This window comes from Nocardia alni (assembly GCF_019038435.1).
Taxonomy (GTDB): domain Bacteria; phylum Actinomycetota; class Actinomycetes; order Mycobacteriales; family Mycobacteriaceae; genus Nocardia; species Nocardia alni.
On sequence record NZ_JAGPOX010000037.1, the window covers coordinates 24,550 to 37,708 of the forward strand.

The window sequence follows — 13,159 nt, forward strand, 5'->3', positions numbered from 1 at the left end:
GAGCTGTGACCGACATACTTACCGCACGTGACGTGACCGTGGTCATCCCGTGCCACAACGAGGCCGGAGCGCTGCCTGGCGTACTCGCGGCCGTCCCATCCGGGTATCAGGTGATCGTGGTGGACAACGCCTCCACCGATGACACCGCGTCCGTGGCTCGCTCTGCCGGAGCCACCGTGGTGATCGAGCCGGTCCCCGGCTACGGCTCGGCCGTGCACGCCGGGGTGCGGGCGGCCGATACCGCGCTGGTCGCCGTGCTCGACGGTGACGGTTCCATGAATGCCGCCGAATTGCCTTATCTACTCGGCGATTTCGATGACGATGTCGATATGGTGGTGGGCCGGCGCAGGCCCGTGCAGGCGGGCGCCTGGCCATGGCACGCCCGCCTGGGCAATCTGCTGATCGCCGTGCTGCTGCGACGACGACACGGGCTGCCGGTGCACGATATCGCCGCCATGCGCATCGCGCGGCGGGAGCGCCTGCTCGCGCTGGGTCCGCTGCATCCGCGCTCCGGATACCCCCTCGCGCTGCTGATCCGCGCGGCGGCGGCCGGATGGCGGATCGTCGAGCGGGATATCAGCTACCGGCCCAGAACCCATGGAGTGTCCAAGGTTTCGGGATCGGTGCGTGGAACCCTGCGTGCCGTCCACGACTTCTGGAGTGTGCGATGAGCGCCACCACGTCCGGCATCCCGATGGCCGATGCCGCCGAATCGCCCGGTATCGCGGCGACGCTGTTGATCATCGCGAAGGCGCCGATCGCCGGATTCGCCAAAACCCGTCTGACACCACCGTTCTCGCCGCACGAGGCCGCGCAGCTGGCCGCCGCGTCGCTGCTGGACACCCTGAGCGCCGCGCGCAACAGCGGTGTGCGCCGGCGGATGGTGGCGTGGACGGGAGACCTGTCACGGGCGGAGCGATCCGACGAATTGGCCTCGGCCCTGGAGGAATTCGATATCGTCCCGCAGCGCGGTGACACCTTCGGACAGCGGCTGGCCAACGCGCACGCCGACGCCTTCCGCCTGGGCCTGCCGGTTCTGCAGATCGGCATGGACACCCCGCAGGCCGGTCCGGCCCTGCTCGCGGTGTCCGCATCACTACTGCTGGAATGCGGCGACGCCGTCCTGGGCCCGGCCGCCGACGGCGGCTGGTGGGCCCTCGGCCTGACCGACCCGCGCCCGGCCCGCACCCTCGCCGAGGTCCCGATGTCGACCGACCGAACCGGCGAGCTGACCCGGGAAGCACTGTGCCGCTGCGGATGCCGCGTGCGCCGTCTGCCGATCCTGACCGATGTGGACACTGTCACCGATGCGCTCACCGTCGCGCAGGAGTATCGCGGCCGCTTCCCTCAGACGGTAGAGCGACTACAACGCGCGCACGCACTGCCGCTCGGCTCGCCGGTGCCCGTGTAGCCCGTCAGACTCGCGGTAGGGGCAGCGGGTCGAACGACGCCGAGGCCCAGATACGCTCCGAGGCCTGCTCCGGGAACGGTCCGACGCTCACCGACCTGCCGTCGTACAGACGCGTGGATTGGGAGTAGGCGGCGTAGGCGGGCCAACCTGCATCACCGGTCGCGGCGAAGGACAGCCAGTCGGCCTGCATCTGCTTGCCCAGGCGTAGCGCGCCGGCCGACGGGGGCGAGCCGTAGAACCGGGCGCCCGAGGTGCCGGCCGTACCGAATATCAGCGGCAGCTCGACACTGTGGGCGGCGCCGACCGGCGTGGCGTCGTAGCGGAATTCGTACAGATACGCGGTTCCTCCCCCGGCGACGTGCGCCTGCGCGGTATGCAGGCTCGGCATCCGGAACAGGTAGTCCGAGCACACGGTCTGGTACAGCATCCCGTCGCTCATGCGCGGGTACGCCGCCCGGTATGCCTCTGGGCCATCGGGAATCGGCGGCAGGGTATGCAGAGCCTCCTGGGCCTGGGCCGGGGTGATCTTGCGGACGCCGCCGACGGTCGGCATCATCAACGCGTATTCGTCCCGGTTGGTCCCGACGAGCAGCGGGATGTCCTTGCTCACCCCGCGCGACAGTGCCTGCCACGGTGTCTCGGGCAGCACGATGCCATCGATGACCGGCAGGACCGGTGTGGTGGACACGACCTGCGCCAAACCCCAGCGGCGCTGGTAGGTGGCCAGTGTGCGCACCAGCCCGAATTCCACGTCGACCAGGGCCTGCGGTGCAACGCCGCCCAACGCGTCCACCGTCGGCAGCTTCCCGAGCGCACCGGCGATCAGCAGTGACACGTCGGCGGCCAACTCGGGCGTCTGGAACACTCCGGGCACGCTCTCGGCGGCAGCCCGATGGAACAGTCCGGACGCGGACGGCGCGGCCAAGAGCATGACGACCGAACCCGCGCCCGCCGATTCGCCGAAAACCGTCACCTGCCCCGGATCACCGCCGAAGGCCGCGATATTGTCGCGGACCCACGTCAGCGCCGATATCTGGTCCAGCACACCGCGATTCGCCGGGGCGCCGTCGATCTGGACGAACCCCTCCACACCCACCCGGTAGTTGAGGGTGACCACGACAGCGCCCTGGGACGCCAGGTTCGCGCCGTTGTAGATGGGCATGCTCGACGAGCCGTGGATATACGCGCCGCCGTAGATCCACACCATCACCGGCAGCCCGTGCCCGCGAGTGTTCGGCGACCAGACGTTGACGGTGAGCCATTCGTCACCCGGCCCCATGGGTTCGAGAACCTCTCCGGCGGGCTGGTTCTGCGGTGGTTGTGGTCCGAATTGGAATGCGTCACGCACCCCCTTCCACTGTGGATAGGGCTCGGGAGCCTGAAACCGCAACAGACCGACGGGGGCCTTCGCATACGGAATTCCCCGGAAGACCGCGATCCCGTTCTCGATCTGGCCTCGCACCAGCCCCGCGGTGGTGCGCACCTCGCGCTGCGCGACGTGTGTGGGCGCCGGATCGCCGGAGCATCCCGCGGCGGCCAGCGCGGCCGACCCCATCGCGAACTCGAACAACCGACGCCGAGTGAGTGCCGTCCCGATCACGCCCATCCCTTCGAACCACCAGCCGACAACCGCCAACGTGACACTTTCACACGTCCACGACGAGCGCGGCCAACTCCTGGGATGAGTTGGGCGAGTTATCCGGCCTGATCCAGGGCCTGGTTCAGCGCGGCGACGAGGCCGGACCCGCGCGGGTCGAGGGCGCCCTCGATGATGTAGTTGGGAACATAGGCGAAGGACAGCGCGCGGGCCGGATCGGCGAAGGCCAGGGAGCCACCGCGTCCGGGGTGCCCGAAGCTGCCGGGACCACCCAGTTCGAGCCCCCCGGAGGAGAGCATGTAGCCACTGGCGATACGACTGGGCATCATCACCACACGATCGATGCCGACGGCCTGCTCCCGAACCGCGTCGGCGAGAGTGGAAGGGGACAATAGGCGGATGCCGTCCACCTCGCCGATCAGGGCCGCGTAGAGGCGAGCCAGGCCGCGCGCGGTGCCGATGCCGTTGCTGGAGGGGATTTCCGCGGACTGCACCGCGAGCGAGTTGAAGTCCGGATCGGCGGGGTCGGTGACCTGGAACGCGCGATTCATCAGGGATTCGGGGTCCTGCATGGCGGCGGCGATCGTCCGGAGTTCCTCGGGCACATCCTCGATCGACACCGCACTCGGATCGAGTTTCGGGGCGTAATTCAGGCGCGCGACCCGGCCGCGCTCGGCCTCGGGGAGCCCGATGAAGAACTCCACACCAAGCGGACCCGCGATTTCGTCGGCGACGAAGCGGCCCGGCGTGCGACCGGAGATACGCCGGATCACCTCGCCCACAAGCCATCCGAACGTCCGGCCGTGATATCCGTGCGCGGTGCCCGGCTGCCACTCCGGTCGCTGCGCCGCCAACGCCTCGACCATCGGGTCCCAGCTCAGCGCGGCATCGAGCGGGACGGGTTTGTCCAGGGCGGCCAGCCCGGCCTGATGGCTCAGCAGCCAGCGGACCGGGATCTCCCCTTTGCCCGCGGCCGCGAATTCCGGCCAGTAGCGCGTGACCGGGGCGTCCAGATCGAGCTGCCCACGTTCGACCAGCAGGTGTGCGGCGGTGGCCAGCACACCCTTGGTGGCCGAATACACCAGCGTCATGGTGTCCCGCTCCCACGGACGGCCGGCGGCCGGATCCGCGCTACCGCCCCACAGGTCCACCACCGGGCGGCCGTCGCGGTACACGGCGACGGCCGCGCCGATGTCCCCGTGCTCGGCGAAGTTGCGTTCGAACGCCGCCTTTACCAGCTCGAATCCCGGCTCGACCGTTCCGCTGATCGTCATGCCCATAGCCTACGTCCGCAGCTTGCGGGGTATTCCCGACAGCGATATCAATGGTCGTGCGCCGCGTGACCGTGCCCGGGGTGATCGTGATCCATGTGTTCGTGGCCCTCGTGCTCGGCGTCCGGTGACCCGCCCATCATGCGCAACATGGGAATTCCCCCGGTACGCACGAAACGGAACACCAGAAGCGCCGCCAGCAACAGGAATACGATGTTCAGCCAGGTGGTGTAGTTCCAGCGGATTCCCTCGGCCATCACTGCCGCCGCGTGCCGATGCGGCGTGAGTCCGGTTGCGCCGAAAAGCATTTCGACCAAGTAGCCCGCCCCGACCATGGCCGCGTAGAACACGCCCAGCACGGTGAGCATCATGCGGGTGCCGTAGTACCGGCGGTAGATGTTCAGGATCGGCAGGATCAGCAGGTCGGCGAAGATGAAGGCGGTCACGCCGCCGAAGCTGATGCCGCCGTTCCAGAGCACCACGGCCAGCGGCACATTGCCGATCGAGCAGACGAACGACGCGATCGCCACCAGCGGCCCGATCAGCGGCCCCCAGACCGCCGACAGCACCGGATGACCGGAAAGAAACAGGCTCTGCCAGAACGCATCCGGAACCCACGCGCCGATCGCCCCGGCGATCAGCAGCCCGATGATCAGATCGCGCAGGATCGCCGCCCACTCCATCACGAACACGTTCGACACAGCGGTCAGCCCTCGGGCGGACAGCAGCCGGCGCAGGAACGACCCGTCCCCCGCGACCGACATATCCATGGCCGCATGACCTTCCATGGATCCGGCCAGCCCGCGCTCGGCCTGCTCGCGAGCGGCCGCGACCAGCCGCGACCGCACGAACAGCCGGAACAGCACCGCGACGAAGACGATCATGATCGGACCGCCGATGAATTCGGCAGCGGTGAACTGCCAGCCCAGCAACAGCGCCAGGATGATGCCGAGTTCGACGACCAGATTGGTCGACCCGATCTCGAAGGCCATCGCCGCGGTGAAATTCGCGCCCTTGCGAAACAGCGAGCGGGCCAGCGCGACCGCGGCGTACGAGCACGACGACGAGGCGGCCCCGAGCGCCGAGGCCAACGCCAGCGTGCGCGGCCGATCATCACCGAGCAGTCGCACGACGGTCGACTTGCGCACCACCGCCTGCACCACCGCCGAGAGCGCGAACCCGAGAATGAGCGCCCACAGAATCTCCCAGGTCATCGACCCGGTCAGCGCCAGCGCATGTCCGATCGCGTGCATCAGCCCACCTCGCTCCGATTCGTACGGCACGTCCCGGCGTGCCGCCATCTGGAGCGAGACTATACCCCTTGGGGGTATATGGACGGGAGCGACCATTCCGGGACGGTTGTTTCTCGTCGTCCCGGAATGCCTGCCTCAGATGGCGGAGAGGCGCGGGATCAGCTGCCCCGCCTGTTCGGTGTAGGCGATCGGGTCGCCCTCGGGCATGATGTCGAACTGGGTGATCCCCAGGGCCGCATAGCGTTCCGCGTCGGCGAGGAAGACGTCGGCATCGGCGATCGAGCCGAAATAGGTGGCCGTTTTGCGGATCGCGTCGTAATCACGGCCCTCCGCCTCGCAGTGCCCGCGAAGCACCTCGAGCTTGTGCGCGACATCCTCGACGGTGAAGGCGAACACGTTGCAGGCATCGGCGTACCGGGCGACCTGCAGCAATGTCTTCTTCTCACCCCCACCACCGATCAGGATCGGCGGGCGCGGGCTGGTCAGCGGCTGGGGGACGCACAGCGTCTCCGCCAGCTGGTAGTGCTTGCCCTTGTACGGTCCGTTGTTGTCGCTCCACATCTGCAGGCAGATCTGGACGGTCTCCTCGAGCCGCTCGAACCGCTCGCCCATCGGCACCAGTGGCACGCCCAGCGCGAGCTGTTCACGCTCGTACCAGGAGGCGCCGATGCCGAGCTGCGCCCGCCCCTCGGACAGCACGTCCAACGTGGAGACGATCTTGGCGAGCAGGCCGGGATACCGGTACATCACGCCGGTCACCAGGACCGCCAAGCGCATGCGCTCGGTCAGCGCCGCGAGATACCCCAGGGTGGTGTACGCCTCGAGCATCGGCTCGTCGGCGCTACCACGCGCCTCCATCTGGAAGTAGTGGTCCATCACGGTGAACTCGGCGAATCCGGCCTGCTCGGCGACCTGTGCGGTGCGGGCGAGCGTACTGGCGATCCGCGCCGGATCCGACGGGGTCGAGAAGTTCCAATAGTGCAGACTCAGATCCATGGCTGTTCCTTCGCACTAGGCGGGCCCGGAGGACTGATACATCCCCTCGGTCACTCACCCTAGTGCCGTCGAACACACATGCGGCCGAGCCGATCCACGCATAAACGTCAATTTCGCTATCAGAAGAAACCGGCGAAATCACCCGTGCGACGACGGAGACATCAGCGCGCGACGCGGCTTGAGCTTCCCCGCGTCGACCAGCACCTGATAGGCCGCGGCCTTGCGTGGGCACCGGGTGACAGCGCAGTCCAGATGGTCCTGCATCACGCGATGCGCCTCGGTCGAGTCGTAGGCGTGGTCGGGCTCGCCGTGCCCCGACAGCAGCACCAGCGGTGCGGGAAGCTCGAGCGGGGAGGTCTCCGCGACCAGGCGTGCCCGGATGTCGGCGACGCTGCGGCCGTGCGGTATCCGCTGCGGGCGCAGGCCCAGCAACACCCCCGCCATCGTGCCGGCCATCACCATGGCCGCGGCGAAAATCTGCCAGCTGCCCATCATTTCACCCCCATGATGACCGAATGTGTCGACTCGGGCGCATATTCGTGACGAGTATTCATCGCTCTCTTCTACTGTGTGCGAATTTCCTTGCTATCGAACGAATTACAGCTGTCGAACCATTTACACATGCATGGGGGGATTGAGGTGTACCGCGACGTCGTTGATCGCGATTCGCGCGGAGGTGAGCCGGGCGGACACACAGCCCGCGGCCGACCCGTCGGTGGTCCAGACGCTCACGCACGGCGAGTACGGGTCGTTGGCCAGGGCAACCGCCTGTTCGACATCCGCGACACGCACCACGGCAAGCACCGGGCCGAGGATCTGCTGGGTGAGCACGGTCATCGCCGGATCGGCGTCGGCCAGCACCGTCGGCTCGAAGGTATGCCCCGAACCGGATCCGCCCACCCGCGCCTCGGCGCCCCGCGAGACCGCGTCGGTGACCTGCTCCTGCACCCGCTGTACATGCGCCGCCGAGGCCATCACCTCGACCGTGCTGTCGTCGGGGTCCTGGGCGCCGAAGGCGACGACCTCCTCGACCAGGCGATCGATGAACGAATCGTAGACCGCCGACTCCACGAACACCCGTTCGATGCTGCCGCAGCTCTGCCCCGAGCCGGCCAGGCCGCCCAGGGCGATCCCCGCCGCCGCCCGGGCCATGTCGACGCCGGCCAGCACGATGGCCGAGGATTTACCACCCAGTTCGAGGCGGCACGGAATCAGCCGGGCCGCCGCGCGCAGCGCGACCACCTTGCCGGTCTCCGGCGAACCGGCGAAGTGGACGAGGTCCACCGAATCGACCACCGCGGGCCCGGCATCGTGCCCGACGACGGAGTCCAGCACCTGCGGCGCGCCCAGACCGGCCCATCCGGCGACCAGTGTGCGCATCGTCAGCGGCGTCACCGACGACGGCTTGACCACCACCGCCGATCCGGCCAGCAGCGCCGGGATCAGCTCGAGCAGCGGAGCGGCCATCGGGAATGTCCAGGTGGAGATGATCCCGACGACCGCGCACGGGCGGTGCGCGATGGCCAGTTGCAGCGCGGTGTTCGCCGCGCCGCCGATGCGCGCGCGGCGCGGGCCCAGGAAGTCGGCGGCGCGGGTGCGGTGGTAGTCCAGGGCATCGATGCCGACGCGGAACTCGCGGTACGCGGCGGCGGACGACTTACCTGTCTCCAGGGCCAGCACCTCGACGATGGCATCGGCGTTGCTCAACAGCCAGTCCCGGAATCTGGTGAGCCAGTTGGCCCGTCCCACCACGCCCAGGGCGCGCCATGCCTCCTGCGCCTCGCGCAGTCCGGCGACGACCGCCTGCACCCGTTCGGGTGAGTGCGTCGGTAATACACCCAGAGCGCGACCGTCGGCGGGCGCGGTCACGGTGATCCAGGAGTCTCGGGAATTCGAGGGGGTCGACAGCATTCGGGATTCACTCCGGACGTGGCGGGGACGGAAGAGGAGCCGCACCGCGAACGTATGGCTCACCGGTCTGTTGGAGGAATGACCGGGCCGAAGGGGACGATGACCGATCGCGATGCGGCATACGAGAAACCGTATGGCTATCACGAAGGGTTCAACCAGTGCATGTTGGGCCAGGAACCGGCGAATATGGGACGCCCCCAGCAAACTTACCGCGCAGTAAAATGTACGGGCGCACCGCATTTCGCCGCGAACAGACGCCGATTCTGCGAGGATTTCCAGGTGAGCGATGCGAGGATGTCGGAGGATTCCACCCGCGTGCGTTCCGTCAGCGGTGCGGCACTGCTGATGGAGTTCGCGGCAAGTCGCGGTCTGTCCGCGCCGTCGCTGCTGGCCGAAACCGGTATCCGCCCGGACAAATTGGCCGATCCGACCGCTGAAATCACGCTCGCCCAGGAGATCGCGCTGATCCGCAAGGTCGTCGCGGCGGTCGACGACGAGCCCGGAATGGGGCTTATGGCGGGATTGATGTGTCACGCACCGAACTTCGGCGTCCTGGGCTTCGCGGTGATGAGCAGCCCATCGGTGCGCCGGGCCGCGGAGATCACGATCCAGTACGCCGATCTGGGAGTCAGCTTCGCCGAACATCGGATCGAAAACCACGGCCCGGAGTTCCGGTTCATCCGCGACGACCACGCCGTACCGGCCGACATCCACCGCTTCGTGCTCGAGCGCGATATCGCGGCCATCTCGACCATCCAGCAGGATCTGCTGGGCACGCGAATTCCCATCATCCGGGCCGATCTCACCGCCGAGGCCCATCCGATCTACGAGATGTTCGCGACGCTGCTGGGCGTGGACAACATCACCTACGGCATGGAGCAGACCGTCCTGGTCGGACATGCGAGCAGCCTGGAACTGCCCCTTCCGCAGGCCAATTCGGTGACCGCGCACTTCTACGAGAAACAGTGCGCGGAACTGATCCAGCGCCGCCGCACCCGCACGGGCCTGTCCGCCCGGGTACGGGAGCTGCTGATCCGGCACGGCGGTGTCGCCGACCAGTCGCGCATCGCCGCCGACCTCGATGTCAGCGTGCGCACCCTGCGTCGCCGTCTCGCGGGTGAGGGCACCACATTTCGCGAGGTCAGCAACGAGACCGTCGGCCTGCTCGCCGAGGAGATGCTGATCACCGGGCTCACCGTCGAACACGTCGCCGATCGACTCGGCTACTCCAGCGTCTCGGCCTTCACCACCGCCTTCCGCGCGTGGAAGGGGCAGTCTCCGGGTACTTTCGCGCGAACGAATCGGGGACGCGCGGCGATTCGAGTTTAGCAATCTGTCAGCAATCATGATCATCGCCGACACCTCGACATCGCACCGCCCGCTTGCTGCCGATTCGCCCGAACCGCCCCGTTCGCCAGCGAGACTCAGCAACCTCTGAGACGATTTCTGGATGGAGGATGTGGGGATCCATGCCGCGGCCGGGAACGAGCCCACCCGGGTGCGATCCATCGCGAGCGCCTCACTACTGGTCGATTTCGCGGTGGCGCGCGGCTTGCCCGTGTCAACAGTGCTGCGGGGCAGCAGGATTCGGGAAGAGCAGCTCAGAGAGCCGAACACCGAGATCACCCTCGCCCAGGAGATCACGGTGCTGCGCAACGTCGTGACCGGGGTCCGCAATGAGCCCGGTATGGGGTTGATGTCCGGATTGCTCTGTCACGCACCGAATTTCGGTGCGTTCGGATTCGCGATGATGAGCAGCAGAACCCTGTACGAGGCCACCGAGGTCGGCATGCGCTATGTGGACCAGTCCTTCGCCATCGCCCGGCACTCGTTCGAACATCACGGCGACGAGCTGTGGCGGGTGCGCGACGATCGCGAGGTGCCCGCCGACCTGCGCCGGTTCGCGATGGAGCGCGATTTCGCGGCCGCGGCGACCATCCAGCAGGACATGTCGATCACCCGGGTCCCGGTCCTGCGGGTGGAGATAGCCGCCGCCGCGCACCCGGTCTACGAGATGTACGGGGCCATGCTCGATGTGGACAGTCTCGTGTTCGGCGCGGAGCGGACGGTCACGGTGTGGCGCGCGGGCACGCTCGATATGGAAATGCCACAGGCGAATCCGACCATGGCCGAGTACTACCGGCAGCAGTGCGAGGAGATCATGCAGCGCCGGCGCGGCCGCACCGGGATCAGCGCGCAGGTCCGCACGATGCTGCTGCGCCGCGGCGGCCTGGCCGATCAGTCCCATATCGCCTCGGACCTGGGCATCGGTGTGCGCACCCTGCGGCGACGGCTGGCCGGCGAGGGCGTCACCTTCCGTGAGCTGTCCGCCGAGACCCTGGGGCTGCTCGCCGAGGAGTTGCTGATCACCGGCCTGACGGTCGAGCAGGTGGCCGAGCGGCTGGGCTATTCCAGCGTCTCGGCCTTCACCACCGCCTTCCGTGGTTGGAAGGGACAGTCGCCGGGAAGTTTCGCCCGGGAGAACCGCGGCCGCGTCTCGGCGAAGTTGTAGCCTCGGCGCTTCGTTCCGCCCGAACCACCGAGTTCCGGCCACGCCGACAGACTTCGGGCCAGGCTAAGCGGGCGGATGCCGTGCTCCGAGTCGGCGATGACTCATCTCGGCCGCTCTGCGATGTGCCCGCACGTAGCCATCTGCCCTAACAGGGCAAATATGCCGCTATATTGTTTAGCTGCCATTATCCTTCCATTATGGTATCCAGCAAAGAAGGAGTTTCCGAAGGGCCGCTGCATCAGCTGGCCCGCGGTGCGTGGCAGTCGTTGTTGATCATCGGCATCGCGTCGGTGGTCATCGGCATCATGATCCTGGCGTGGCCGGGGCCGACCCTGGTCGTCGCGGGCATTCTGTTCGGCTTCTACCTGCTGTTTTCCGGGATCTTGCAGCTGGTGGCGGCGATGGGGCCCCAGGTGGGCACCGGATGGCGGGTGTTGTCCATCGTCAGCGGCATCCTGTCGTTCATTCTGGCGGTGTTCTGCTTCCGGAACATCGGTTCATCGCTGGTCCTGCTCGCGCTGTGGATCGCGGTGAGCTGGCTGTTCCGCGGGATGGCGGTGCTGATCGGCGGCGTGGAAGCCGCGCCGGGGCAGTCCGGCAAGGGCTGGACGATCCTGTTCGGCGTCCTGTTGCTGCTGTCCGGAGTGGTCCTGGTCGTGTGGCCGATCCACTCGATCGCGGCGCTGACCCTGCTGGCCGGATGGTGGCTGTTGTTCGTCGGCGTCGTGGAGATCGTGCACGCCTTCCGGGTGCGCAGCGCGGCCAAGCACACACTCGGCGAACTGTAGTCCGGCGACATCTCGCATACCACCGCGAATCTCGGGCTCCGGCAACGGTTCCCGACATCGCGGTGGTGTGCCCGCGTTGCGGGGTGGGGCGTCAGTACGACGTCGGCAGGTCCAGTACGTGCTCGCCGATGTAGTTGAGCACCATCTCCCGGCTCACCGGCGCGGAGCGCATCAGCCGGGCGGTGAACCACATCTCGGCCAGGCCGTACTCGGCGGTCAGGCCGTTGCCGCCGTGCACCTGGATGGACTGGTCCAGCGCCTGCAAACCGGCCTCGGCCGCGGCGAATTTCGCCATATTGGCCGCTGCGGCGGCGTCGTGCCCGGAGTCGTAGAGCTGCGCGGCCGAGCGGGTGGCCAGCCGGGCCAATTCCACCGCGATGTGGGATTCGGCCAGCGGATGCGAAATTCCTTGATGCGCACCGATGGGCACCGACCACACGCGGCGCTGCTTGGCATAGTCGACGGCCTTGGCGATGGCGTAGACGCCGATGCCGACGCTGATCGCCGCGGCCAGAATGCGTTCCGGATTCAGCCCCGCGAACACCTGCGGTAATCCCCTGCCGTGCATGCCGATCAGCGCGCTCTGCGCCAGGTGGACCTCGTCCAGGAATACCGTGAACTGATGGTCCGGCGAGACCACCGCCGTCGTCATCGGCTGCAGCGTCACACCCTTCGCCTCGGCCGGAACGACGAATAACGACAGCGGATTTCGCCGCTCGTCCGGCACGTCGATCGCGCGTGCGACGACCAGCAGCGCATCTGCCTCGTCGGCGGCGGAGATGAAACATTTTCCGCCCGAGACGATCCAGCCATCGCCCTCGGCGCGGGCGAAGGTGCGCAGCACGTGACTGTTGGACCCGGCGTCGGGTTCGGTGAGTGCGAACGCCATCTTCAAGGTGCCGTCGGCCAGGCCGGGCAGCCACATGCGGGCCAGCTCCACCGAACCGTGCGCGGCGATGATGGACCCGCAGATGGCCGGGGAGATCACTGTGAGCAGCAGTGGAATACCGTGGGCAGCAAGCTCTTCCACGACAATTTCCAATTCGGTCAAGCCCGCGCCGCCGCCACCGTACACGGCGGGCAGATGGACGCCCAGCATGCCGGCGGCGCCCAGATCGGCCCACAGCTCATCGAGTTTCCCGCCGGTGCGCGTGCGCTCCAGGAAGTATTCCGCTCCGTATTTCGTCGCGATCTGCGCGACCGACTCACGCAACATTCGCTGTTCGGCGGTATCGACAACGAGACCCTGCACGGCTGCCCCATTTCCTTCAGGTATCGCGACTTCAACCGTACCCGACACGCATGGGCGATATAGCCGATATGTATCGACAATCGTGCACCTCGGGCCGGGTGCGGATCCCAGCTACCAGCGGCCCGCGCCGACGACACGGGGCATACCGAGACGACCGTGCGATTCAGG

General features: G+C 67.5%; 12 protein-coding genes. 5 read left to right on the forward strand and 7 right to left on the reverse strand.

What is annotated here, in order from left to right; all coding sequences use genetic code 11:
• Positions 1 to 5 precede the first annotated feature (5 nt).
• Both JZ791_RS16390 and JZ791_RS16395 read left to right on the forward strand, forming a co-directional pair.
• Positions 6 to 671: a glycosyltransferase family 2 protein gene (locus JZ791_RS16390; protein ID WP_216895745.1), complete on the forward strand. Its 666-nt coding sequence runs from the start codon at positions 6 to 8 to the stop codon at positions 669 to 671.
• Positions 668 to 1,411: a TIGR04282 family arsenosugar biosynthesis glycosyltransferase gene (locus JZ791_RS16395; protein ID WP_254205802.1), complete on the forward strand. Its 744-nt coding sequence runs from the start codon at positions 668 to 670 to the stop codon at positions 1,409 to 1,411. Before JZ791_RS16390 ends, JZ791_RS16395 begins: the two co-directional genes overlap by 4 nt.
• 4 nt (positions 1,412 to 1,415) lie before the next feature.
• Here the strand turns inward: JZ791_RS16395 and JZ791_RS16400 are convergent, their stop codons facing one another.
• From JZ791_RS16400 to JZ791_RS16425, 6 genes are all read right to left on the reverse strand, one after another.
• Positions 1,416 to 3,047 (reverse strand): carboxylesterase/lipase family protein, encoded by a 1,632-nt coding sequence (locus tag JZ791_RS16400; protein ID WP_216895747.1) that lies wholly within the window; start codon positions 3,045 to 3,047, stop codon positions 1,416 to 1,418.
• A gap of 59 nt (positions 3,048 to 3,106) precedes the next feature.
• Positions 3,107 to 4,282: a serine hydrolase domain-containing protein gene (locus JZ791_RS16405; RefSeq protein ID WP_216895749.1), complete on the reverse strand. Its 1,176-nt coding sequence runs from the start codon at positions 4,280 to 4,282 to the stop codon at positions 3,107 to 3,109.
• A gap of 47 nt (positions 4,283 to 4,329) precedes the next feature.
• Positions 4,330 to 5,580, reverse strand: coding sequence for a permease (locus JZ791_RS16410; protein WP_216895751.1), 1,251 nt, complete (start codon positions 5,578 to 5,580; stop codon positions 4,330 to 4,332).
• An 87-nt stretch (positions 5,581 to 5,667) separates the two neighbouring features.
• A complete protein-coding gene (locus JZ791_RS16415) occupies positions 5,668 to 6,528 on the reverse strand; it encodes an LLM class F420-dependent oxidoreductase (protein ID WP_216895753.1) in 861 nt (286 codons plus the stop codon).
• Between the two features lie 138 nt (positions 6,529 to 6,666).
• The gene (locus tag JZ791_RS16420) at positions 6,667 to 7,020 is read right to left on the reverse strand and encodes a hypothetical protein (RefSeq protein WP_216895755.1); all 354 of its coding nucleotides are present in this window, start codon (positions 7,018 to 7,020) and stop codon (positions 6,667 to 6,669) included.
• 123 nt (positions 7,021 to 7,143) lie between these two features.
• Entirely contained in the window at positions 7,144 to 8,439 is a 1,296-nt protein-coding gene (locus JZ791_RS16425) for an aldehyde dehydrogenase family protein (protein WP_216895757.1), read from the reverse strand.
• 279 nt (positions 8,440 to 8,718) lie between these two features.
• Here JZ791_RS16425 and JZ791_RS16430 point away from each other — a divergent pair, with 279 nt between their 5' ends.
• The 3 genes from JZ791_RS16430 to JZ791_RS16440 all read left to right on the forward strand — a co-directional run bounded on the left by JZ791_RS16430 (position 8,719) and on the right by JZ791_RS16440 (position 11,739).
• Entirely contained in the window at positions 8,719 to 9,768 is a 1,050-nt protein-coding gene (locus tag JZ791_RS16430) for an AraC family transcriptional regulator (protein ID WP_216895759.1), read from the forward strand.
• A gap of 121 nt (positions 9,769 to 9,889) precedes the next feature.
• Positions 9,890 to 10,951 (forward strand): AraC family transcriptional regulator, encoded by a 1,062-nt coding sequence (locus JZ791_RS16435; RefSeq protein ID WP_216895761.1) that lies wholly within the window; start codon positions 9,890 to 9,892, stop codon positions 10,949 to 10,951.
• Positions 10,952 to 11,148: 197 nt separating this feature from the next.
• Positions 11,149 to 11,739, forward strand: a complete 591-nt coding sequence (locus JZ791_RS16440) for an HdeD family acid-resistance protein (RefSeq protein WP_216895763.1) — start codon at positions 11,149 to 11,151, stop codon at positions 11,737 to 11,739.
• Between the two features lie 91 nt (positions 11,740 to 11,830).
• On the opposite strand, the gene JZ791_RS16445 is transcribed toward JZ791_RS16440, so the two are convergent.
• Positions 11,831 to 12,991: an acyl-CoA dehydrogenase family protein gene (locus JZ791_RS16445; RefSeq protein WP_308162948.1), complete on the reverse strand. Its 1,161-nt coding sequence runs from the start codon at positions 12,989 to 12,991 to the stop codon at positions 11,831 to 11,833.
• Between the last annotated feature and the right edge of the window lie 168 nt (positions 12,992 to 13,159).